Source organism: Solibacillus ferritrahens (genome assembly GCF_037027585.1).
Taxonomy (GTDB): domain Bacteria; phylum Bacillota; class Bacilli; order Bacillales_A; family Planococcaceae; genus Solibacillus; species Solibacillus ferritrahens.
In genome coordinates this window covers 160224-180822 of sequence record NZ_JAXCLE010000005.1, presented here as the reverse complement: position 1 = coordinate 180822, position 20599 = coordinate 160224, and the positions used below count along the sequence as shown (strand labels likewise).

General features: G+C 37.2%; 22 protein-coding genes and 1 riboswitch. Of the genes, 6 read left to right on the top strand and 16 right to left on the bottom strand.

The features are described 5' to 3' along the window. Positions 1 to 60: 60 nt before the first annotated feature. The gene (locus SNE38_RS07165; RefSeq protein WP_191704715.1) at positions 61 to 996 is read right to left on the bottom strand and encodes a YihY/virulence factor BrkB family protein; all 936 of its coding nucleotides are present in this window, start codon (positions 994 to 996) and stop codon (positions 61 to 63) included. Positions 997 to 1128: 132 nt separating this feature from the next. Beyond that, entirely contained in the window at positions 1129 to 1458 is a 330-nt protein-coding gene (locus SNE38_RS07160) for a YtxH domain-containing protein (protein ID WP_191704716.1), read from the bottom strand. A gap of 182 nt (positions 1459 to 1640) precedes the next feature. Between SNE38_RS07160 and SNE38_RS07155 the strand changes: the two genes are divergently transcribed. After that, positions 1641 to 1862, top strand: coding sequence for a DUF1128 domain-containing protein (locus SNE38_RS07155; protein WP_191701000.1), 222 nt, complete (start codon positions 1641 to 1643; stop codon positions 1860 to 1862). A gap of 83 nt (positions 1863 to 1945) precedes the next feature. On the opposite strand, the gene SNE38_RS07150 is transcribed toward SNE38_RS07155, so the two are convergent. From SNE38_RS07150 to motA, 4 genes are all read right to left on the bottom strand, one after another. Further along, on the bottom strand, positions 1946 to 2854 hold the full coding sequence (locus tag SNE38_RS07150; protein WP_336046189.1) for a pseudouridine-5'-phosphate glycosidase: 909 nt from the start codon (positions 2852 to 2854) through the stop codon (positions 1946 to 1948). Then, entirely contained in the window at positions 2854 to 3942 is a 1089-nt protein-coding gene (locus SNE38_RS07145) for a carbohydrate kinase (protein WP_191704718.1), read from the bottom strand. The genes SNE38_RS07150 and SNE38_RS07145 overlap by 1 nt, the downstream gene beginning before the upstream one ends. Positions 3943 to 4050: 108 nt before the next feature. After that, positions 4051 to 4815: a flagellar motor protein MotB gene (gene motB / locus SNE38_RS07140; protein ID WP_336046188.1), complete on the bottom strand. Its 765-nt coding sequence runs from the start codon at positions 4813 to 4815 to the stop codon at positions 4051 to 4053. Then, positions 4799 to 5599, bottom strand: coding sequence for a flagellar motor stator protein MotA (gene motA / locus SNE38_RS07135; protein WP_336046187.1), 801 nt, complete (start codon positions 5597 to 5599; stop codon positions 4799 to 4801). The genes motB and motA overlap by 17 nt, the downstream gene beginning before the upstream one ends. A gap of 186 nt (positions 5600 to 5785) precedes the next feature. On the opposite strand from motA, the gene SNE38_RS07130 reads away from it, so the two are divergent. The 3 genes from SNE38_RS07130 to SNE38_RS07120 all read left to right on the top strand — a co-directional run bounded on the left by SNE38_RS07130 (position 5786) and on the right by SNE38_RS07120 (position 8084). Then, complete coding sequence (locus SNE38_RS07130; RefSeq protein ID WP_336046186.1) at positions 5786 to 7021, top strand: aminopeptidase; 1236 nt, start codon at positions 5786 to 5788, stop codon at positions 7019 to 7021. Positions 7022 to 7146: 125 nt separating this feature from the next. Next, positions 7147 to 7350, top strand: a complete 204-nt coding sequence (locus SNE38_RS07125) for a hypothetical protein (RefSeq protein ID WP_225223858.1) — start codon at positions 7147 to 7149, stop codon at positions 7348 to 7350. Between the two features lie 164 nt (positions 7351 to 7514). Further along, complete coding sequence (locus tag SNE38_RS07120; protein ID WP_336046185.1) at positions 7515 to 8084, top strand: beta-class carbonic anhydrase; 570 nt, start codon at positions 7515 to 7517, stop codon at positions 8082 to 8084. A 74-nt stretch (positions 8085 to 8158) separates the two neighbouring features. Here SNE38_RS07120 and SNE38_RS07115 read toward each other — a convergent pair whose 3' ends face one another. The 4 genes from SNE38_RS07115 to thiT form a co-directional block, all read right to left on the bottom strand. After that, a complete protein-coding gene (locus SNE38_RS07115; protein WP_336046184.1) occupies positions 8159 to 8713 on the bottom strand; it encodes a GNAT family N-acetyltransferase in 555 nt (184 codons plus the stop codon). An 82-nt stretch (positions 8714 to 8795) separates the two neighbouring features. Beyond that, positions 8796 to 9620, bottom strand: a complete 825-nt coding sequence (locus tag SNE38_RS07110) for a polyphosphate kinase 2 family protein (protein WP_191704724.1) — start codon at positions 9618 to 9620, stop codon at positions 8796 to 8798. Between the two features lie 172 nt (positions 9621 to 9792). Then, entirely contained in the window at positions 9793 to 10545 is a 753-nt protein-coding gene (map, locus tag SNE38_RS07105) for a type I methionyl aminopeptidase (protein WP_336046183.1), read from the bottom strand. 215 nt (positions 10546 to 10760) lie between these two features. Then, on the bottom strand, positions 10761 to 11321 hold the full coding sequence (gene thiT / locus SNE38_RS07100; RefSeq protein ID WP_336046182.1) for an energy-coupled thiamine transporter ThiT: 561 nt from the start codon (positions 11319 to 11321) through the stop codon (positions 10761 to 10763). A 113-nt stretch (positions 11322 to 11434) separates the two neighbouring features. Beyond that, positions 11435 to 11543, bottom strand: a riboswitch (TPP riboswitch). A 117-nt stretch (positions 11544 to 11660) separates the two neighbouring features. Between thiT and SNE38_RS07095 the strand changes: the two genes are divergently transcribed. Together SNE38_RS07095 and SNE38_RS07090 are read left to right on the top strand one after the other, a co-directional pair. Then, entirely contained in the window at positions 11661 to 11987 is a 327-nt protein-coding gene (locus SNE38_RS07095) for a DUF4870 domain-containing protein (RefSeq protein WP_191704727.1), read from the top strand. Between the two features lie 69 nt (positions 11988 to 12056). Then, positions 12057 to 12188 carry a hypothetical protein gene (locus tag SNE38_RS07090; protein WP_263618332.1) on the top strand — a complete coding sequence of 44 codons (132 nt, stop codon included), beginning with the start codon at positions 12057 to 12059 and terminating at the stop codon, positions 12186 to 12188. Positions 12189 to 12245: 57 nt separating this feature from the next. Here the strand turns inward: SNE38_RS07090 and SNE38_RS07085 are convergent, their stop codons facing one another. From SNE38_RS07085 to nikC, 6 genes are all read right to left on the bottom strand, one after another. Next, a complete protein-coding gene (locus tag SNE38_RS07085) occupies positions 12246 to 15299 on the bottom strand; it encodes an SMC family ATPase (RefSeq protein ID WP_336046181.1) in 3054 nt (1017 codons plus the stop codon). 2 nt (positions 15300 to 15301) lie between these two features. Further along, positions 15302 to 16465 carry an exonuclease SbcCD subunit D gene (locus SNE38_RS07080; protein WP_336046180.1) on the bottom strand — a complete coding sequence of 388 codons (1164 nt, stop codon included), beginning with the start codon at positions 16463 to 16465 and terminating at the stop codon, positions 15302 to 15304. A 97-nt stretch (positions 16466 to 16562) separates the two neighbouring features. Then, a complete protein-coding gene (locus SNE38_RS07075; protein ID WP_191704730.1) occupies positions 16563 to 17576 on the bottom strand; it encodes an ABC transporter ATP-binding protein in 1014 nt (337 codons plus the stop codon). Next, the gene (locus SNE38_RS07070) at positions 17548 to 18585 is read right to left on the bottom strand and encodes an ABC transporter ATP-binding protein (RefSeq protein ID WP_336046179.1); all 1038 of its coding nucleotides are present in this window, start codon (positions 18583 to 18585) and stop codon (positions 17548 to 17550) included. The genes SNE38_RS07075 and SNE38_RS07070 overlap by 29 nt, the downstream gene beginning before the upstream one ends. A gap of 22 nt (positions 18586 to 18607) precedes the next feature. Next, positions 18608 to 19561: an ABC transporter permease gene (locus tag SNE38_RS07065; RefSeq protein ID WP_191704731.1), complete on the bottom strand. Its 954-nt coding sequence runs from the start codon at positions 19559 to 19561 to the stop codon at positions 18608 to 18610. 15 nt (positions 19562 to 19576) lie between these two features. Continuing rightward, on the bottom strand, positions 19577 to 20437 hold the full coding sequence (nikC, locus tag SNE38_RS07060; protein ID WP_191704790.1) for a nickel transporter permease: 861 nt from the start codon (positions 20435 to 20437) through the stop codon (positions 19577 to 19579). Between the last annotated feature and the right edge of the window lie 162 nt (positions 20438 to 20599).

The following is a 20599-nucleotide window of genomic DNA, read 5'->3' as shown; positions in this document are numbered from 1 at the left end:
ATAAATAAAGCACGACGCCTAAATATTTATGGCGTCGTGCTTTTTATGTGACACAATCACTTAGAAAACAGGTGTCTTTGCATTCTTTTTATTGTTCTTGGCAATCTGTCTTTTTTGGAATGTGGCATTTAATATTCCACCCAAAATTAAAATCATTCCAGTAAAGTACAGCCAAAGCATTAGTATAATGACTCCGCCAATACTGCCGTAAGTAGCACTAAAATTGCCGAAATTATTAATATAAAATGAAAAGCCATAAGTTAATGCAAGCCAACCTAGTGTTGCCAATATTGAACCTGGTACAACACTAACAATTGTTAATCGAGGATCAGTATTAGGAACAATCCAGTACATAACTGTTAATAAAAGGAAAATAAGAGTAGGCGGCATAATCCAGCGCATTGTATTCCAAAGACCCGCTAATGATTCTTCGATACCAAAATAGCCGAACACTACATTCCCGATTTGCTGTCCAAAAACCGGTAAGACAAGCGCTACTAAAATAATAATAACGAGTGAAATAGTAAATACAAGAGACCAAATACGATTTATAAAACCTGCTCTAGCTTCTACATCATAGGCACGGTTTAAAGTTTTCATTAGTGCGTCAACAGCACGCGACGCTGACCAAATAGTACCGATAATACCAATTGAAAGTAATCCGCCATTTTGATTGGATAGTACTTCCGAAAGTGTACCTTCTATAAGACCATAAACTTCCTCAGGCATAATGTCACTTAAGAAGTCGAATACTTGCCCTTGCTCTAAATTTAAATAAGGTAAGAGTGTTACCATAAAAATAAGCATCGGGAAAAATGACAGTAAAAAGAAATAAGCAAGTAGCGCACCCATCCCCGACATATCAACTTTTTGAATGCGGTATATTAAATCCTGAAAAAAACCTTTTGTCGTTAAAATATTAATATGACTAGGATCTGGTGAAACATATGATTTAATAAGTGAAATCTTTTCTTTAAATTCTTCTTTCTCTCCCATATAGCCACCACCTTTTGAATTATCCAGATAGAAAGAGTACTGAATACCTTTTAATCAGGATAATGCCCTAACGGATGTCCCGTGCTTTTAAATTACCCCAAGGAAAAGTCTGTTACAATGAGGCGAATTTAATTAGCTAACTTGTTCATCCTTTTTTGAAAATGCATCAATCGTTTCTGAAACCATACTTTGAATCGTAGTTGGCAATTCTTTAATATCATTGCCGTTCTGCAAAATAGACTGAATACTATCATTTACTGTTCCGTAAACTGTTTGAGCCTGCTCGACTTTCGACTCAACTAACGCTAATAGTTCGTCACGGTTTTCAGCGTAATAAACGACCGTATCTTTTGCATTTTTCGCTGTCTTTACAGTATGCTCTCTTGTTTGCTTATCTAACATACTTATTGCTGCACCAGTTACTGCTCCAATTGCTATAAACGGTAATAGTTTACTTTTCATTTTATACTCTCCTCCTGTTTATGCTTTCATATTCCCATAAAAATTTCCTATAAAACTTTTCTATATTCATTTTAGCGAATGTTTGTTATTTTTAAAAGTAATCCCAAAACTTTTACGGGTTGACAAGAAGTGCCTTGCATGAAATGATATTTTTGTAAACATTGAAAGGTAGGGCAAAAAATATGGACTTATCCAACCCATCACAACAAAATGTCAATTATATGATAGAACAAATCAAAGAAAAACTACGTATGGTAAACGTTGACGCTATGCAATCAGAGGCATTCGATGAAAATAAATACGAAGATCTACAATATTTATATGAAATGGTAATGAAACGTGACTCATTCAGCCCTAGTGAAATGAATGCAATTGTTGCAGAGTTAGGATCACTTCGTAAGTGAAAGTAGAGTATAAAAAGGAAGCTCATCGATATTTTTCGACGAGCTTCCTTTTATTTCATACATTATTCCCCAGGAAATACCGATTATTTATTAAGTTCGACAGCAATTTTTGCGCCTACACGTGCATTGTGTTTAACTAAGGCAATATTGGCATCAAGCGACTTGCCTTCTGTCAGTTCCTTTACTTTACCTAGTAGGAATGGTGTTACATTTTTACCTGCAATACCTTGTTCTTTTGCTTCTCTTAATGCATTGTCGATAATAGCATCAATTACACTTGATTCCATAGCATCCTCAGCTGGAATTGGGTTGGCGATTAATGCCCCACCACGTAACCCTAAATCCCATTTCGCGCGTAAAATAGCCGCAGTTTCTTCTGCAGAATCAACACGAATGTTTACATCAAATTCACTTTCGCGTGCATAAAATGCCGGTAATTTGTCAGTACCGTATCCGATTACCGGTACACCTTTTGTTTCTAAATATTCTAATGTTAAGCCGATATCTAAAATCGACTTTGCGCCTGCACATACAACAGCAACATTTGTCATCGCTAATTCTTCCAAGTCTGCAGAAATATCCATTGTTGTTTCCGCACCACGGTGAACCCCGCCAATACCACCTGTTACGAATAATTCAATACCTGCTAACTCTGCGCAAATCATTGTTGCAGCTACTGTAGTTGCCCCGATTTTTTTAGTAGCTAGTAAATAGCCGATATCACGGCGACTCGTTTTAGCTACCCCTTGTGCATTTCCAAACATTTCTAGCTCTTCATCGGATAAACCGATTTTGATTTTCCCGTCGATTAATGCAATTGTTGCTGGTACTGCACCACCATCACGAATAATTTGTTCTACTTCACGAGCTGTTTGTACGTTTTGTGGATAAGGCATCCCATGTGAAATGATTGTCGATTCAAGGGCGACTATTGGTAGACCTTTCTCTTTTGCTTCTAACACCTCTTGTGAATATGATAAATATTGTTCCATTATAAATTCCTCCATTCAAGTAATTTTTCCTTTGTTAAATCTTCACGGACTGTTTTGTCCGATTGTAATGTTTTTGATGCATTTGTTAAACCAAGTTGGATTGCTTCTTTAAAGTCCTCATTGTTTAGTACCCCATGTAAAAATGCACTCACAAAAGCATCACCTGCACCTGTAACATCCACAATTTTTTTTGTTGGAGCGGCTTTATAATGTGTCACTTTATCAGCGTGACCAGCCATTACTCCATGTTCCCCTAATGTAAGGACAACATATTCTGCGCCTTTTTGCATCATTGTCTTTACTGCCATTTCATACTTACCGTACGTATCCAGCTTCGTGTTCAAATACATTTCTGCTTCATCACGATTGCATATAAAGTAATGCACTCCGTGTAAATCCTGTGGCATGTTCTTCATTTTAGGTGATGAAACAGGAATAATAGCGAATGGAATTTTGCGCTCATGGGCAAACTCCCTTACATATTCCACTGTTGCTAACGGGCAGTTTAAATCAATTATTAAACAACTCGCATTTTGCATAATGGCTTCGTACTTCTTCAGGATGCTTGGTGATAATTGTTCATATATCTCCATATTCGCCATTGAAATTACCAGTTCCCCAGTATGCGCCAATACTGCTGTGTATGATCCCGTTTTATAATCTTTTAACTTTTCTACTAAATCAAGACTCATCGTAGCATTGCAATTTTGTTCAATATATATGGCATCATGATCATCACCCATTACGGTAATCAATGAAACACGATTGCCTAAGCGACCTATATTTTCTGCTATGTTACGAGCCACTCCACCAACTGTTTCAGTGACCGAAGCAGGATTCGATGTACCTAATTGGACATGTTGCTCAATTATAAACTTACGGTCAACATTAGCACCGCCAATTGCGATAATATGATTCTTTTCTGGTAAGACATATGCTCGCCCTAGAATTTCTCCGCGTTTAATCAATGACGAGATGATATTTGCAAGTGCTGGCCTCGACATCCCTAATTGCTCTGCCATTTCCTGTTGAGACAGATAGGGATTTTTCTTAATCAATTGGAAGATTAGCTTTTCTTTTTCATTCAACTACATCACCTCCGAACGAACATTTGTTTATTATTATAAACTTTTGTTTAAAAGATGTCAAAAATAAAAAATGCCGTTTAGAAAGATTTCTCTCTAAACAGCATTTTATTACTCCACAATTAAATCTCCATTTTCGGTTATACGTGGTTGTACAAGAACCTCTACACGTCGATTTTTTGCTTTTCCTTCTTCAGTATCATTGGAGGCTATTGGCTGGAATTCACCGAACCCTTTTACACTGAAGTATTTTGGATCAAGCTCTGCATTACCTGTAACAACTTCCTTCATAAAGTTCACGGCACGCATAACAGATAAATCCCAGTTCGAATCAAATTCCGAATTATTGATTGGAACATTATCTGTATGACCAGTAATAACGATATTACGAGGTGGGTCAAACATTAACAGTTGTGAAATTTCATCAGCAATGGTCGCATACTCGACCTTTACTTCGGCACGCCCCATATCGAATAAAATACTATCACGAATCGTAATTAACAATCCTTCTTCTGTCAATTTCGTTTCGAACTGATTTTCCAATTCATTAATTGCAATGAACTCGTCCACACGGTTTTGTGTTTCTAGTAGGCGCTCTTGGTCCTCCATATATTTGGAAACACCAGATTGAATATTGGACGTCGACCCATTTGGTGTTTGAACTACTGATGGGTTGTCCATGACACCTGTACCACTAGTAAAAATTTCATTGAATACAGCAGACATTTGCTGCAGTTTTGTTTCGTCTACTGAGCTTGATGCAAATAGAACGATAAACAACGCTAATAATAACGTTAAAATATCCGCATAAGGAACTAGCCATGATTCGTCTACATGTTCCTCATGCTTTTTATGTTTCTTACGCTTCCTTGCCAAGGCCACCCGCCCCGCTTTCCGTAATTTGCTTACGTTCTTCCATTGTTAAATATGAAGCAAGCTTTTGCTCGATTACTCTTGGGGCTTCACCTTCAAGTACAGATAAAATCCCTTCAATCATCATCTGCTTTTGCTTAACTTCTACAGAAGATTTACGTTTTAACTTATTGGCAAATGGATGCCATAACACATATCCCGTGAAGATACCTAATAATGTAGCAACAAAGGCCGCAGAAATTGCTATCCCTAATTTATCGATATCCGACATATCTTTTAGTGCCGCAATAAGCCCAACTACTGCCCCTAATACTCCAAGAGTAGGTGCATATGTACCTGCTTGCGTAAAAATTCCTGCACCACTGGCATGGCGGTCTTCCATTGCTTCAACTTCCTCTGATAGCACATCGCGAATATAGTCAGCATTTTGACCATCTATTGCCAATGTTAAGCCATTTTTCAGGAAAGGATCTTCAATTTCAGACGCTTTACTTTCGAGCGCCAATAACCCTTCACGACGGGCTAAATCTGCCCACTGTGAAAACATTTTGATTAAATCAATATCACTTGCTAATTTTGTTTCTGTAAATAAAATTTTAAAGAGTTTTGGAATTCTTTTTAATTCCTTCATTGGGAACGCGATTGTTACCGCTGCAACCGTACCAAAGATAATAATTAAAATAGCGGCAGGATTCAATAATGCGTCAGGTGTTACGCCTTTCATAAACATCCCTAGTAAAAGAGCGAAAAAGGCAAGTATAATCCCAACAACCGATGATATATCCATATGTAGTACCTCCAAATTACTATGTCTTTTCTTATTTCGGTATATTTATCTTTTTATTAACTTCCTTTACACTAGTAATAGAACAATTTTTATATTTTTTGATATATTTATTATTTTTATCACAATTTAATAATGATGTATCGAAAAATACCACATTTTACGACAATTACTGGAGGAGTGTTTCAAATGAATTCAATGTTCGAGAGTAAGTTAACAAAGTATGCGGAATTGGCAGTAAAAATCGGTGTAAATATTCAACCAAATCAATATTTGTATATCGCGGCTTCCATTGAATCAGCGCCATTTGTACAAATTGTGACTAAGATCGCCTATGAGGCAGGAGCAAAGCAAGTATTTGTAGATTATACAGATGACCAAATTACGCGTACTCGTTACGAGTTAGCACCGGATGATTCATTTGACTTCTTTCCTCCGTGGAAAGTACAAGAACGTGAGTGGCTTGCAGAACAAGGTGCGGCGTTTATGAGCATCGTATCGCAAAGTCCTGATCTATTAACTGGTATCGATTCAAAACGCATTGCAACTTTCCAAAAATCAGCTGGAACTGCTTTAAATAAATACCGCCAATATGTACAGTCCGATAAAATCAGCTGGACTGTTATTGCAGCTCCTTCTAAGCAGTGGGCTCAAAAAGTATTTTCGGATTTACCTGAACAGGAACAAGTGGAAGCATTATGGGAAGCAATCTTTAAAGCGACACGTGCTGATTTAGAAAATCCTGTTCAAGCTTGGGCACAGCACAATGATAACTTACATGAAAAAGTAGATTATCTAAACAGTAAAAACTACGCAAAATTGCACTATACAGCGCCAGGAACAGATTTAACAATAGAGCTTCCGAAAGGTCATTTATGGTGCGGGGCAGGCAGCGTCAATGAAAAAGGCGACGAATTCATGGCCAATATGCCGACAGAAGAAGTATTTACAGTCCCGCATAAAAATGGAGTTAACGGGTATGTATCTAGTACAAAGCCACTTAGCTATGGAGGCAATATTATAGATAATTTTAAAATTACTTTTGAAAATGGGCGCATTATTGATGTTGAGGCTGAACAAGGTGAAGAAGTATTGAAAAACCTTGTATCGACAGATGAGGGTTCTCATTATCTAGGGGAAGTGGCTCTTGTACCTTTCCATTCACCTATCTCTGAATCGAATATTTTATTTTACAATACATTATTCGATGAAAATGCATCAAACCACTTAGCCATTGGCAGTGCATATGCGTTTTGCTTGGAAGGTGGGAAAACGATGTCACAAGAGGAGTTAAGAAAGCACGGGTTAAATGACAGTATTACTCATGTTGACTTCATGATTGGTTCTGCACAGATGAATATTGATGGGATTACGAAAGATGGCCAGGCAGAAGCTATTTTCCGTGATGGAAACTGGGCATTCTAAATCTTCAAGATGTCGCCATATTTACAAATCATTCTGTAATAAATGCATAAATTACCCTACAATGTTCCAATTTATTAGGTTATAATTGGTTAATGATTCTTATTATAAAATAGAGAGGAGTTTTTATGATGTTTGATCACCGTCATCCGTTTTTGTCTGACTACTATACGCTAGTTTTAGGTTTCTCGGCAGTTATTCTTATTCTCTTAGTAATGTTTATCATGTACTTACGAATCGGATTACAATCTCATGACTCTGTTATAGTAGATTCAAAGGCCAATGCATTTGCGCCAAACGAAAAATCACTAGATGGTCACCACCATCATTAATATTTTTCACAACCGCTCTATTTGAGCGGTTGTTTTTTATTACCGAATTACTGCTTTAGTTCTCTTTATTTATTAAATTTTTATCTTTAATCGCACACATTTGTTTGAATTATCTAAATAATATTTTAAAATGGATATAGATATGAAAGGGGTATGAAGAATAAATGTCTGCATTACAAAATATTTTAGAATTTAATGAAAAATTTGTAGCTGAAAAGCAATATGAAGAATACGCGACAACGAAATTCCCTGATAAAAAAATTGTTGTTTTATCTTGCATGGATACGCGATTAGTGGAATTATTACCAAAAGCAATGAACTTACGTAATGGGGATGTAAAAGTTGTTAAAAGCGCTGGCGCAATCGTAAATCACCCATTCGGGGGCATCATGCGCAGCATCTTGGTAGCTGTGTATGAATTAAAGGCTGATGAAGTTTATGTTATTGGTCATTATGATTGCGGTATGAGTGCAGTTGACTCAAATGTTATGATTGGTCATATGCTTGAGCGTGGTGTAAAACAGGAAACGATAGATGTTATTAACTATGCACGTATTGATTTAAAAGAATGGTTACGAGGTTTCGGCGATATTAAAACGAGTGTTTTAAAAAGCGTTGACTTAGTAAGAAACCATCCATTAATGCCGACTGGTGTTCCTGTACACGGTCTAATCATTGATCCTGAAACTGGTAAATTAGATTTAGTATCTGATGGATCTGACAAAGTAAAATAATAAGCTATAGCGCTCACCCAAAGTATTTTTAGGTGAGCACTATAGCTTTTTTTATAGCCTTAAAAATATGGAACTTATCTATTTTTATATTCTCGCTGTAATATTGCGTACATATAATGGTCAACCCATTTACCATTTATAAATAATAATTCTCGGAGTAAACCTTCTCTCGCAAATCCTGACTTCTCTAAAACACGTATGGAGCCCAAATTTTGAGGAGCCACATATGCTTCAATGCGATGAATATTTAAAGTTGAAAATGCGAACTCCATTACTAAACGAACTGCTTCGGTTACAATGCCTTTTCCGATAAATCTTTCATCCATGGAATACCCTATAAAGCCGCTAGAGTATGGTAATCGTTTTATAGAATAGAGCGAAATATGACCAATCAGCTGACCTGTTTCATTATGGAAGATACCAAAGGAAAACTCTCTATTTGTTTGCAAAAGATGCATGCTCTCCAATATTTTCTTGTACTGTGTCTCTTCTGTATAAAATTCATCCCGATGTAACGGTTCATATGTTGACCAGTAAAACTTATTATCTACTAATAGCTTTGTCAATGCTCTTGCATCAGACAGGGTAAAAGTACGCAATGAACATTGTTGCCCAATAAGTTGAACCATTGGACCCTCCTTCTTTTGAAATAGCTTGAATAAGCTTTTCATTTAACTCACCTACATTTCACAGCCAAACTTATTTATCCGTTTATGACTTTTTCTTTTTTTGCTTTGGCTGTATTTCTATAAATTCAGGCAGTGTACTTTCTGCTGCTTGTTCATTATGATTTTCAAAAACATTAGTAAGTTGAAGACCCCGTTTTGTTATTTGATTCTCAATTTGAGCAACAGCTTCTTTTAGCACTTGTACTCGTGCATAAAATTTATCGTTGCCAGGAATTAAACACCAAGGGGCATTTTCTGTATTTGTTTTAGCAAACATCTCATCTGCCGCTTCTATATATAAATTAAACTTTTCACGATTTCGCCAATCTTCATCTGTTAGTTTCCATGATTTATACGGATCTTCCGCTCTTTCCATGAAACGCTTCAATTGCTCATCTGCATCTATATGAATCCAGAATTTAACTATAATATAATCTTCATCTGTTAATTGCTTTTCAAAACCATTAATTTCGTTATACGCCCGCTGCCATTCATGTTCTTTTGCAAAGCCTTCGATGCGTTCCACTAATACACGACCATACCAGGAACGGTCAAAGATGGCAATCTGTCCATGCTGGGGTAACTTCCTCCAAAATCGATGCATATAATGATAACGCATTTCGTGTGGCTGTGGTGCGGAAATTGGCGAAACGATTAATCCACGGGGATCAATGTGTTCTGTTAATCGCTTAATGGCCCCCCCTTTTCCTGCTGCATCCATTCCTTCAAATACGAAGATGAGACCGATTTTATTGTTGTATAAAAATTGCTGAATATTAAGCACTTCATACTGCAGCTCTTTCAATTGCTTTTTGTATAGCTTCTTATCCAATTTTAATGTTAGATCCAAATCATTTAGTTTCTTCATTCAACGGCCTCCTCTATTACGAATCCTTACATATATTTTACTTGAAAGTGTATGAAAATGGTAATTGTTGTTGTGATTTATTTGAATCGTTTGATTATTTTATGTTGATTTAAACACCCGCTAGAACAAAAGTAAAAAACGTGGCCGCATTATATGCTTCCACGTTTTCTAATTAGTCTTCTAATGTTGTTAAAATAATTGGTTTGTCTTTTGTTACAATAATTGAATGTTCAATTTGAGCGACTAATGATTTATCCGGAGTGACAAATGTCCAACCATCCCCAGATTCGACAATATGCTCTGCCTTTGCTGAAATGAATGGTTCTACTGCTAAAACCATCCCTTCCTTCATAATTGTTGTATCCCAGGCATCATAATAGTTTAATACGTGGTTTGGCTCTTCATGCAATGATTTTCCTAAACCATGCCCCGTTAAGTTCATAATAACCGTTAGGCCATGATCACGCGCTTCACGTTCAACTGCTTTACCAATTTGATTTAATTTTGAACCTGCTTTAACTTTTGTCATTGCACGTTCAAATGCTGATTTTGCTACAGCACAAAGCTTTTCTTTATCCTCGTAGCCTTCCCCGACAACGAAGGAAATACCAGTATCTGCAAAATACCCATCCAATGAACCTGATACGTCAATGTTGACAATATCGCCTTCTTGAATCACTTTACTACCTGGAATACCGTGTGCCACTTCATGATTCACTGAAATACAAGTATAGCCAGGGAAGTCATATTCACCTTTTGGACCTGAAATTGCGCCAGCCTCGGCAAACATTCGCCCTGCAATTTCATCCAATTCTTTTGTTGTCACGCCCGGTACTGTCGCCGCTTTCATCGCTTCACGAATTTCAGCACAAATACGTCCTATTTTTTTAAAAGCTTTGATTTCTTCTTGTGTTGTAACAATCATGTGTAACTTCCTTCCTCTAAACAATGTCTACCCTTAACTATAACATACTTAAAATCGGTTGTAAGTGTTCATTGTTTTTTTAAATGATGTGTTTAAATCCAGGAATTATGTGCAAAAATGAAGTATAGATTAGAGTACATTTATAATAAAAAAACAAACTAGATTTGAAGATGGCAATCCGCACTTCAAACCTAGTTCTATATTAATAATTAAACTTATTGTACTTTTTGCAATAAACGTGGTGCAGACGTGAATAATAAGATGGCAATAATAGCTGTAATAATTGTTGCTGGCAGCATGTAGGAACCGTTGTAAATAATGGAATACATCCATACGTTATCGTCGCCTGCAAATTCCTTAAAGAAGACAACTCCGGCAAGTAAGTGGCAAACGAATCGTAAAGATCCACCTAATAACGTACCTATTACAATGTAAAGCGCCATTTTTGTTTTATTTAGTGATTGCGTTGCTTGTAATAAAGGCTTTCTTATAATTGCCGCTAAACCTACTACAGTAAAAGCAAGACCATAATCAAGAATTGCCTGAAGCCAGTGGACAATATAAGCTCCAAACATCATCTGCATTATTCCGATTAGTAGGCCAGTTGCAAGACCTGCTGTTAACCCCCAACGAATTGCCATTAAAATAATAGGAACCATTACAAAGCTAATCGATCCACCTTGCGCCCACATTTTAAATGATATTTGATCCAGCACCAGTCCGACGGCAGCGAAAATCGCTATTTCCACCATCATAAGTAATCTCTTTTTGTCCATAACAATGCTCCTTTCCTTTTTCCGATGTAACAGAAGTGAAGAAGGAATAGAAATCCATCTGCAAAAATAAAAAAAACGATAATCAGGACAAAAGCCTGACTATCGTTTGAACAGTCGGTTTCTATCCACATCCCTACGCAAGTGCTAACTTACAGGTTCAAAGAGTCAGTGCAATTACGTGCACAATCTCAGCCGACTTACTCGGCTCCCCTTGTGGTACATCTAAATAAATATTGTTTGAACAAATTAATTGTATCGAATATTTTTCCAACTTTCAACAGACGATTTTTTTGTAACTAAATTCTAGACCGTTCGTATACATACAAAGGAGTGAATGAAATGGATCAATCAAAAGGATTAAGTGCATTAAGCTATTTAAGCTTTTACTTTGCACCCTCTATCTTGCCGTTCATTATATATGTTGTTTCAAAAGATGATTTTGTAAGGGAGCACTCGAAAAAGGCTTTTATTACCCAACTTATTCCGATTGCTTTTGGTGTTTTGTATATTATTTACTTTTTTATTTCGCTATTTTTGACTCATGAAACTTTGGCGATACAGGATTTCTTTGTAAGTTCGCATTTTATTGCCCTTGTTGCTTTACTGATTATCTTTTCAATTACGGGAATTTGGAATTTAGTGAAAGCTATTAAAGTTTTACGTTAATGTTTATGAAAGCTCCTTAATTGGGTATATTTCTTATACGAAATGATATTCGTTAAGGAGTGTATACGTATGAAACTAAACAAACTTGTTAAAACAGCAATTAAATTCGGTCCAATACTTTATCCCATCATAAAAAAAATGATGGATAAAAAATCTACTCCGCAACGTGCAACAACTACACGACGAGCTACAAAGCGTTAACACAAAAACACATTTCACTCAGTCTTTCGTGTGAAATGTGTTTTTTTGTACAATCATTTATTTAATAATAATTTCTGTTTTACTATAGCCTTCTTTTAGCTTTTGTACTTGTAAAATGGCCGGCATCGCTGCTTTAAGTTCCGCGACATGTGAAATGACACCGATTAAGCGACCCGTTTGCTGTAGGTCAATTAAAATATCGATAGCGCGTCGTAATGCTTCTTCATCCAACGTACCGAAGCCTTCATCGATGAACATAGTATCAATATGCACACTGCCCTGAACACTTTGAATAACATCCGCCATTCCTAAAGCTAGTGAAAGCGAAGCATTGAATTTTTCACCTCCGGATAATGTTTTAACATCGCGTGTTTGCCCAGTGTTGCTATCATATACATCAATACTTAACCCGCTTTGTGCATTTCCTTCTTTACGACCCGTTGACTTTAAAAAATACTGACCATTTGATAAAACACGTAGTCTTTCATTTGCAGCTTGTGTTACTTTTTCTAAATAGCCTATTTGCGCAAATCGTTCAAAAGAAATTTTCGCTTCATTCTGTCCACGAATTAAATCATATACATGTTCGACTTGCATTAATTTTTCTTTATAATCTTCTATTTGTCGAGCTGATTTTTCAAGCTTTTCTAAAGTTTCCCCACACTGTAATGCGTAAGAATGGACTAATTTCACTTCTGAATATTGGGCTTCTATTTGCTCATTAAGCAGCGAAATCTGTTGCTCAATAGCCTTCAAATCCACCAATTCTTTTCCCTCTAACATTTGTTGTTCTTCTGCAATTTGCACTGTTAAAGTATGGACATTTTGCTTATAGCTCTCTAATGTTTCCTGTATTTGTTGTTGAACCTGCTGAGATAGTAGCGCTTGTTTATATGCTTCTATATGGAAGCCTTCTTGTAAGAGTGCAGACTCAAATGCAGATTGCGCTATTTTACTTTCCTGTTGTTTCTCAGTTAAATTCTTTGTAGCATGCTCATAATTCACTTCACATGTCTTTTCTTCCAATTGAATATTTTGCAATGCTTCCAATGCCTTTTGTATCGCTTCTTTTAAATGACGATATTTCTGCTGCAGGCTTGTCAACGCTTCCGTAACTTGTTGGACGGTTGAAAACTGCGGTAGTAAAGACTTTTCACTTTGCTCAAGCTTACCCTTTTCTTGTGCATATTGTTTATCAATTTCCGATACATACTGCTGCCCTTTTTCAATTCGCCCTTGGAGCATTTCTTTACTTTGCAAAATCTGTTCCAAATTTTTCTTTTCCATTAATAGTTGTGCTTGTTGCTGTTTTTGCATCGATAATTGGTTCGTCAATACAGATAGTTGCTGTTCGTATTCGTGAAGCGATGAAGGTTCAATGCCAAGTTGCTGAAGTACCTGCTGCTTCTCGTTCAATGCCGCTTGCTCTACTTCTAATTTCGAGCTTACTTGGTAAAAGTTCTGCATAGCACTGTCACTTTCACGGCGTAGTGCGGTCAATTCATTATCGTCAACTTCCAATGCTTCACTGCTATGGATGGCTGGATGTTCTGTGCTTCCGCATACAGGACACGCCTCCCCGTGATGAAGGGAAGTAGCGAGAAATGCTGCATGATTACTGCGAATCTGTTGTTCCAGCTTCTGTAATCTTTCCTGAGCAAGATTTGCAATTTGCTGCTTTTCTGCCAGTGTTTTTGTTAATGCTACCTCGCTAGATTGGAGCTTTAAAATCTCCCTTGCTAGCTCAATTTTCTTGGTCAACATTGCATGAGCTTCAAATGTCTCCTGGTACGTAGCTACTTTTTCTTCCAGTTCATTTATAATTATCCGCTGCTTCTGTTGCTGTTCCTTTAATGTAATATCCTCTTTTTGAAGTTTTTCAAATAGTTGTTTTGCATTATTTTGATTTTCCTCTATTTTCAAAACGGACTTTCGCTGTTCATCTATCGATTGATAAATCGGTAAAAGCTGCTCTAACTGTGAAATAGATTTTGAATACTCATCGAGTAATGGTTCATGCTGTTTTTGTTCGTCATAAAATTTCATTGCATTTTGAAGTTGCGACTTTGCTTTTTCAAAATCCTTTTTTGCATGTTGTAATGCGATTTCCGCTCTTTCAAATTGAAGCTTCACTTTCTCATGCTCGCGCTCCAAAGGTTCAATTTGATTCGCTTTTTTGGCAAGTTCGAGACGCTGTTTCTCGGATTGCATTGTTTGTTCTTGTTGAAGGAGTTCTGCAAGCCGAGTTTTTCTTAATAAATATTTTTCAATTCGTTCATTTAGCAGCTTTTGCTCACTGAATGTTTCATTTAATTGCTGTAATTGTAATTTGGATTTCTCATATTGCCCCTTTAATGTTTTGCAATGTTCTTCATAATATTGCTGTTCGTTTAATAAAGCTTGCTTTACTTGATATAGATTAATTACATCTTGGTTTATCTCCGAAAATAGCTCTGAATCTCTATTTGGTAGGCGCGAGATAATTTCATGGATCGTATGGTCTTGCTGCATTATAGATTGATCATATAGCTTTTCTGCAGACTTCTTTTTTTCCCGCAAAAGCTCGACCATTTTTGTAAATCGTTCAGTTTTAAAGATTTTACGGAAGATTTCTTCTTTATGCTTTGATTCGGATGTCAAAAGTTTTTGGAATTCTCCTTGTGGAAGCATAACAATCTGATTGAATTGAGAATAGGTTAGGCCAATCAACTCTTCGACTTTTGCCTGAATAAGCTTTACCTGAAATTTTTCTACAGCTGGTACTTCAATACCACCTGTAATCTCATAAAATTCACGTTTTGCACTCGATCCGTCCTGTCCGAATTTCCGCCAAATACGATATAGACGACCGCGCACTTCAAATTCAAGCTCCACTTCTGTATCAATTGTTTCGTCAGCAAAATCACTGCGTAAAAACAGTGACTTCTCACGGTCTTCCCCACTGCCTGAATCATAAAGAGCAAATGATATCGCATCAAAAATGGTTGTTTTGCCCGCACCAGTAGCCCCTGAAACAACAAATATTCCATGCTCATGAAGTTTAGTGAAATCGATTACTTCTTTTGTTTGATATGGTCCAAAAGCTGTCATCGATAATTTTATAGGCTTCATCGTTACAGCACCTCCTGAAATTCACGTTCATTGTCGATAAGCTGCTGAAGAATGTCAGTATAAATTGCTTTCGTTTCCTCACTTAAAGGCTTACCTGTCATTTCTGTATAAAACAGCTCAAACAATTCCGTATCATCCATTTGTACGCGATTCATTGTATTCGCTTGCTGCTCTAGCCTTTCATATACAACGGTTCTTTCGATGTGTAAAGCATTCTGATATACAGTACGTACGAGCTCAGCGGCACCTTTAACATAATTTTCATCCTGCAACTTTACGAATACGTAGTCATCGTTTTTTTCATGCTGTAAAATATCATCAAGCAGTCCTGAAACAATTCGCATATCTCGGATCGGCGTCAGTAACTTTTTTTCAACAGCTACTGATCCATCTTCTTTTAAATCAACTATTAAAAAGCCCTTTTTATGATTAACTTCTGATTCGGAATATTTAAGTGGTGAGCCTGCATACTGTATTTTTTCATTTGCCACAAAATGCGCCTGGTGAAGATGCCCCAGTGCCGTATAGCAAAATGGTTCAAACAATGCCGAGTTGATGCACTCTGTACCGCCTATTGTCAATTTCCGTTCAGAATCACTTGTATTTTGTTCTGGCATCCCGTCTTTTGTAATAAAGGCATGTCCTACAATAATATTGCGCTTTTCCGGATCAAGTGTTAGCTCAATTTCTTCAATAATGCGTGCCATTGCCCCTTCATGGGTCGTAATCGATTCATCTCCAAAAACATTTCTTACAATGGAAGGCTCTGCAAACGGAACTAAATAAAAATGTACTTCCCCGTATTCATCATTCATAATAACCGGTTTAAAGTAACTTTCTAGATGACCAACGATGTGCAAGCCACTTGCCTTCATTAAATCACTGCCAAAGTTTAAACGTGTAGCGCTATCATGATTTCCAGCAATTGCGACAATCGGTGTTTTTTCTTCGATTAATATTTGTTTAAAAGTTTTATTCAAAAGCTGAATAGCATCAGTAGGTGGTACTGAACGGTCATATAAATCCCCCGCTATAATGACTACATCCGGCTTTTCTAATCTTATTTCCTCGATGAACTGTTCGAGTACATATTGCTGATCTTCAGTCATCGACACACCTTGTACGAGCTTCCCTAAATGCCAATCTGCTGTATGAAATATTTTCATGAATACCGCCCCCCATTTTATTACTATAAGTGTACATGACTAAAATCGAAAAAACCACACTATACGAACGAATATTCGTACAGTGTGGTTTTTATTATTAATAGTTTGGAGTCATTTTTCCAGCTGAAATTTCTTCCATATAGTGACACGCAGCTTCATGTGTATCCTTCATGATGTCTGAAGTACGTAAAACTGGCTCTTCCGTACGGCATTTATCTGTCGCAAATGGACAGCGCGTATGGAAGCGGCAACCTTGTGGCGGATCAATTGGTGACGGTACATCACCTTTCAATACGATTCGACTCTTCACTGCATCCGGATCTGGTACAGGGATTGCCGATAAAAGTGCTTTCGTATATGGATGTTGAGGATTTTCAAACAAACTATTTTTATCTGCAATCTCAACAATTTTCCCTAAATACATTACGATAATACGGTCAGAAATATGACGTACTACCCCTAAGTCATGAGAGATGAATAAGTATGTTAATCCATATTCATCTTGTAACTCTTCTAATAAGTTTAGTACTTGCGCTTGAATTGAAACGTCAAGTGCAGATACCGCTTCATCACAAATAATAAGCTTTGGGTCAACGGATAATGCACGGGCAATACCGATACGCTGACGTTGCCCACCTGAGAATTCGTGGGGATAGCGGTCTGCTTGATATGGACGCAATCCAACCGTTTCAAGAAGTTGTTCAATCCGTGCACGGCGTTGGTCCGGTGGTAAAACATTCTGAATATGCATCGCTTCACTTAGTACACTTGCAACAGTTTGACGTGGATTAATTGAAGCGTATGGATCTTGGAAAATGATTTGTAAATCTTTACGGAATTTACGCATTTCACCTTTAGGGATTTTTGTAATATCTGTCCCTTGGAAGACAACAGATCCATCTGTTGGCTCTTCCAAACGTAAAATTGCTCGACCTGTTGTAGATTTACCACACCCAGATTCCCCTACAATACTTACAGTTTCCCCTTCATAAATCGTAAATGAAATATCATCTACTGCCTTTACGTGGTTGACGGTACGGCCTAAAAAACCACCTTTAATTGGGAAGTATTGCTTTAATCCCTCAACCTTTAACAGTTCTTTTTTCGCCATATAGCGTCACCTCCGATTCTCCATCCCACTCTTCTGAGTACATCCAGCAACGGATTTGCTCTGAATTGTCTCCCCCGGTACTTAATAAATCCGGCTGTTTTTTATGGCAAAGCTCTGTCGCCACTGGACATCGAGGAGCAAAACGACAACCGACCGGCATTTCATGTGGGCTCGGCACCATTCCTTTTATCGGAATTAGTTTTTCCTGGTCCACATCATGACGTGGTAATGAATTTAGTAAGCCTAATGTATATGGATGCTTAGGATTTTTAAATAGTGTGCGAACATCTGAATATTCCACTACTTGCCCAGCGTACATTACCGCTACATAATCGCATGTCTCAGCCACTACCCCTAAATCATGGGTAATCATTATTACAGACATTCCTAAGCGATTTTGTAAATCTTTAATTAGCTCTAAAATTTGCGCTTGAATTGTCACATCGAGCGCTGTTGTTGGCTCATCCGCAATTAGAATTTCAGGATCGCATGCTAATGCCATCGCAATCATTACACGCTGGCGCATCCCGCCCGATAGTTCGTGTGGATATTGTTTTACGCGCTTTTCAGGTGATGGTATACCAACCAGTTTTAACATTTCCACTGACTGAGCCATCGCTTCTTTATTACCTAGCTTTTTATGGATTTTGATTGTTTCACTAATTTGCTGTCCCACTGTATAAACCGGATTTAACGATGTCATAGGCTCCTGGAAAATCATTGAGATCTGATTACCGCGAATTTCACGCATTGCTTTTTCAGACAGCTTCAACAAGTCTTTTCCTTTGAAAAGTACTTCACCGCCCTTAGTTTTACCGTTTGATGCTAGTAAACGTAAAATCGAAAGAGATGTAATACTTTTCCCCGAACCAGATTCACCTACAATTCCAATAGTCTTTCCTTTTGGAACAGTAAAGCTTACACCGTCAACTGCACGAACTTCTCCAGCTTCCGTACCGAATGATGTTTGTAGATTATTTACGACTAAAATACTTTCCATTTCATTCATTTGCCACACCTCTTTTCGTTTATTAGTTTAAGTCAATTCGTTTATTCAAGAATTTGTAAGAAATATCAACAAGTAGGTTTACAATTACGAATAATAGTGAAATTACAAGTACAGTCCCTTGAACGACTGGGAAGTCCCTTTGCCTAATTGCATCTATTGTTAAACGGCCCATACCATTAATAGCGAAAATTGTTTCTGTTAATACTGCTCCCCCTAGGAAACCACCAAACTCTAATCCAATAACTGTTACTACTGGAATAAGTGCATTTTTAAGAGCATGACGATAAATAACGATACGTTCCGATACCCCTTTTGCACGAGCGGTACGGATATAGTCTTGTCCGATAACTTCAAGCATCGATGAGCGAGTCATACGCGCAATGATTGCGGCACCACCTGTACCGAGTGTGATAACCGGTAGAATAATTTGTCGCCACGAGTCACCCCATCCAGATGGCCGCATTTTTAGAATTTCCGGTAAATCCCAGCCAAATGGTAGATTACCTAATGCAAACCATTGAATTAATAGTAACCCTAACCAGAAATTCGGCATTGATAATCCAAATAACGCAATAATCATAATTGAAACGTCAGTTAATGTATAATGACGTACTGCAGAAATAATACCTGCAATTAAACCGATAAATACCGCTAAAATTGTTGCATAAACAGCTACTTCTACCGTAATCCAAAATCGTGCCTGTATTTCATCCATTACAGGACGACCACTACGAACTGAATTACCTAAATCGCCTTGCAGCGCATTGCCTAAAAATCGACCATACTGTACATATGCAGGGTCATTTAACCCTAATTTTTCACGTAAATTTTCTACCGTTTGTTCAGATGCACCTTCCCCTGCCATTACTTGCGCAGGATCACCAGGAATTAGGAACATCAATGAAAACACTAAAATAGAAACCCCTAACAATACGGGAATCGTTTGTAATAAACGACGGATAATATATTTAGTCATTTACTGTTCCACCTCCTATTGTTTCATCTTTGGATCAAGTGCATCACGTAATCCATCACCGAAAATATTAAATGCCAATACTACGACAACAATCATCATTCCAGGAATTAATACCATATGACCTGCATTATGCATATACGTACGGCCATCACTTAACATTGCTCCCCATTCCGGGTCCGGCGGCTGCGCACCTAAACCTAGGAATGCCAAGCCCGAAGCTGTTAAAATTGCCGTTGCAATACGCATAGTTGCTTGAACGATAATTGGTGACATAATATTCGGTAAAATATGTTTAAAAATAATTCTTATATCCGATGCCCCAAGTGCCCTTACTGCATCAATATATTCGAGCTTTTTCACTTGTAGCGTCGAACCACGTACAATACGTGCAAACGCTGGTACGGAGAATATACCTACCGCAATAATAACATTTACTAAGCTACCACCTAATACAGATACGATTGCTAAAGCTAGTAAAATACCAGGGAACGCCAACAGAATATCCATAAGACGCATAGTTATCGTATCAATGGCACCGCCATAATATCCTGATACAATCCCTAATACTACCCCAATTATTCCTCCAATAAATACCGATAAAAACCCAACTGTTAACGTTAACTTTGTTCCATTAACAATACGCGAGAATATATCACGGCCGAAGTTATCTGTACCAAACCAATGTTCTTTTGAAGGTGGCTGAAGTTTGTTTAAAATATTTTGTGCATTTGGATCGGTCTTAACTAAAAATGGTCCAAATATCCCTACTAAAATGATAAAAAGAATTACTATTCCACCAACAACAGCTGCCTTATTTTTAAGTAAACGCTTCATAAACGTTTTAAAAGCTTCCGAACGTGGATTACTTTTTTTCATTGTAGAAGGATTTTTCTCTGTTTGTACCGTACTCAATATAAATCACCCTTTCAAATTTTTAGTTCCTTCTATAAATTCTAAATTATTAGTATAAATAATAGTATATAGAGTAAAAAGTATACATTTCAAGATAATAATGTTTTAGTAAAATTCTGAATATTT

Bases quoted from the DNA above. Each gene is read 5' to 3' on its own strand.
- SNE38_RS07165 (WP_191704715.1), bottom strand. From the start codon at position 996: ATGGGAGAGAAAGAAGAATTTAAAGAAAAGATTTCACTTATTAAATCA.
- SNE38_RS07160 (WP_191704716.1), bottom strand. From the start codon at position 1,458: ATGAAAAGTAAACTATTACCGTTTATAGCAATTGGAGCAGTAACTGGT.
- SNE38_RS07155 (WP_191701000.1), top strand. From the start codon at position 1,641: ATGGACTTATCCAACCCATCACAACAAAATGTCAATTATATGATAGAA.
- SNE38_RS07150 (WP_336046189.1), bottom strand. From the start codon at position 2,854: ATGGAACAATATTTATCATATTCACAAGAGGTGTTAGAAGCAAAAGAG.
- motA (WP_336046187.1), bottom strand. From the start codon at position 5,599: ATGGATATATCATCGGTTGTTGGGATTATACTTGCCTTTTTCGCTCTT.
- SNE38_RS07130 (WP_336046186.1), top strand. From the start codon at position 5,786: ATGAATTCAATGTTCGAGAGTAAGTTAACAAAGTATGCGGAATTGGCA.
- SNE38_RS07125 (WP_225223858.1), top strand. From the start codon at position 7,147: ATGATGTTTGATCACCGTCATCCGTTTTTGTCTGACTACTATACGCTA.
- SNE38_RS07120 (WP_336046185.1), top strand. From the start codon at position 7,515: ATGTCTGCATTACAAAATATTTTAGAATTTAATGAAAAATTTGTAGCT.
- SNE38_RS07115 (WP_336046184.1), bottom strand. From the start codon at position 8,713: ATGGTTCAACTTATTGGGCAACAATGTTCATTGCGTACTTTTACCCTG.
- SNE38_RS07110 (WP_191704724.1), bottom strand. From the start codon at position 9,620: ATGAAGAAACTAAATGATTTGGATCTAACATTAAAATTGGATAAGAAG.
- map (WP_336046183.1), bottom strand. From the start codon at position 10,545: ATGATTGTTACAACACAAGAAGAAATCAAAGCTTTTAAAAAAATAGGA.
- thiT (WP_336046182.1), bottom strand. From the start codon at position 11,321: ATGGACAAAAAGAGATTACTTATGATGGTGGAAATAGCGATTTTCGCT.
- SNE38_RS07095 (WP_191704727.1), top strand. From the start codon at position 11,661: ATGGATCAATCAAAAGGATTAAGTGCATTAAGCTATTTAAGCTTTTAC.
- SNE38_RS07090 (WP_263618332.1), top strand. From the start codon at position 12,057: ATGAAACTAAACAAACTTGTTAAAACAGCAATTAAATTCGGTCCAATA.
- SNE38_RS07085 (WP_336046181.1), bottom strand. From the start codon at position 15,299: ATGAAGCCTATAAAATTATCGATGACAGCTTTTGGACCATATCAAACA.
- SNE38_RS07080 (WP_336046180.1), bottom strand. From the start codon at position 16,465: ATGAAAATATTTCATACAGCAGATTGGCATTTAGGGAAGCTCGTACAA.
- SNE38_RS07075 (WP_191704730.1), bottom strand. From the start codon at position 17,576: ATGGCGAAAAAAGAACTGTTAAAGGTTGAGGGATTAAAGCAATACTTC.
- SNE38_RS07070 (WP_336046179.1), bottom strand. From the start codon at position 18,585: ATGAATGAAATGGAAAGTATTTTAGTCGTAAATAATCTACAAACATCA.
- SNE38_RS07065 (WP_191704731.1), bottom strand. From the start codon at position 19,561: ATGACTAAATATATTATCCGTCGTTTATTACAAACGATTCCCGTATTG.
- nikC (WP_191704790.1), bottom strand. From the start codon at position 20,437: ATGAAAAAAAGTAATCCACGTTCGGAAGCTTTTAAAACGTTTATGAAG.